The sequence below is a fragment of the Bradyrhizobium sp. CAR08 genome (genome assembly GCF_052871955.1).
Window position 1 is genome coordinate 1 of the sequence record NZ_JBIXJX010000074.1, and the last position, 1765, is coordinate 1765.

Consider the following 1765-nt stretch of genomic DNA (forward strand, 5'->3'; position numbering starts at 1 on the left):
TCGCTAAGCGTACCGCCCGTGGCAGTGCTTGTATTTGCACGGGAAGTAAAATCTCGGAATTGTTTCAGTAGCTTGCAGCTCTGCAAACTGCGCTGTCAATCTTTTGTCAAACGGCCTGCCATCTCGCCTGTGCATCGTGGGCCGCTGTTGCGCCTCAGCTCTCCCAGAGTCTCTGATGCGTTTCAGCTTAACCCGAGTGTCCGATAGCGCTCAGTTGCGGCGAGCGCATCGTCGGGGCTCGTCTTGGGCTGCTGGGTAATTTTAGCGCCTTGGTAGCTTGATTGCGACCGAAGTTTCCCCGGTGAAATTGGTGGCCTGGGGTTGGTGCGCTGCGGGATGCGAAGGGCGTCCAGGTTGAAACCAGATAGAGGGTGCCATGAAGCGCTCCCGAAACAGAGCGGTCCTAGCCTTTGTCAGGTGGATAGGGGCTTTCAGGTCATGTTGCGGATCATCAACGTTCTCTATGAAGAGTACTGCCAGGCTCGCATCGACGAGATACTGCGGGTCGATGCGGTGAAGTAAGCTGGCCTTATCAACCAAGGCTGGCTCCGATGTTGCGTACGATCGTACTTGCCGCATCTCTGATGATTGTCGGGTGCGTTGGTGCTGCGGCTCAGCAGGCTACCGACGATCAATATGCGGACGTGCAGAAGAATTTCGCCGACGCCTACAATCGAAAAGACGTCGATGCCATGGCTGCAGCGTTCACCGAGGATGCCATTAGGGTGACGCCGAGCGGGATCTTCGTCGGCCGAGAAGCCATTCGCCGTAACCTGCAGGACGTCGTCAACCTTGACCTGCACGACTACTCGGTAGAGCGCAACGTATCCCGGTCGTTCGGAAATTTTGTTTTCAATGCCGGCGAGTGGCAGGCCAAGCTCGGCGATCAACCGCTACAGGGCTACTACACCGCTATCGTAGTGCGTGACGGGGGCGTGGCAAAGATCATGGAAGAGACCGTGACCGTAGCTGCACCAGAGCATTGATGGGCTTCGTTCTATTTGGAACGACTGCAAGAGCGCCGTGCGGAGTCTAAATACCAATAGAGAAATGACCGGCTCAATGTGGCACTCGTTCAGCCACATTAAGTTTCTGTAAGGTGCCCAGATCGGGCATCTCTCGGCGATAAATACTTAGACTTCCCCTGCAGTCCAACAATCTGGCTGCCTGGAAATACTGGCATCACATGCCTTCACTCGCATTAATGACTTGGCGTGGTCAAATTCGACGCCCTGTTACGTCTGGCACGAGGCGGAATACAGAATGTGCGGCGAGAACAGAAACCTGCAATAACTTAAAGCCAAGGCCTAGGGCCTAGCACGATGAGGGCAACGCAATACTGCGACCCTCGAGGAATGTAGATGTCGCCCAATTGGCTCTACAGACCTAGCGTTGAAGAACTGAACGTAAACGGGAGACCGCTCAACCGCCCCGTACCAGCAATGGTGTTTCTGATTGGTGTGTGGTGAAGGTTATTCTTCAAAGCACTTTGGCCGTCTGTCGGCTGAAGTGTGAGCGGAAGGAGACATTGGCGGTAGGTTGACCCAACATCAGAGACATTCACCACGGTCCACGAGCGCAGCGAGTATCGCCGCAGGCGATTGTTGGCGGTTAGACAATGGTGACCACGGTAGTGATGGTGACGCCTAGCTGCCTTGATCATCAGAAGAATGATCTGCCACCACGTACACCGTAGCCAATAAGAGCTTCGCAGCGGCTTCGCCGCTTACATCTGATGGTGATGTTAGTTCGGCTGAAGTGTGAT

The 1765-nt window shown here is 54.8% G+C and carries 1 protein-coding gene; it reads left to right on the forward strand.

Annotated elements, in window-relative coordinates; all coding sequences use genetic code 11:
* The first annotated feature begins 551 nt into the window (after window positions 1-551).
* Complete coding sequence (locus tag ACIPUD_RS39730) at window positions 552-986, forward strand: YybH family protein (RefSeq protein ID WP_446482985.1); 435 nt, start codon at window positions 552-554, stop codon at window positions 984-986.
* The last annotated feature ends 779 nt before the right edge of the window (window positions 987-1765 follow it).

What these genes read in the sequence shown, in the direction of transcription:
- ACIPUD_RS39730 (WP_446482985.1), top strand. Translation starts at nt 552, where the DNA reads ATGTTGCGTACGATCGTACTTGCCGCATCTCTGATGATTGTCGGGTGC.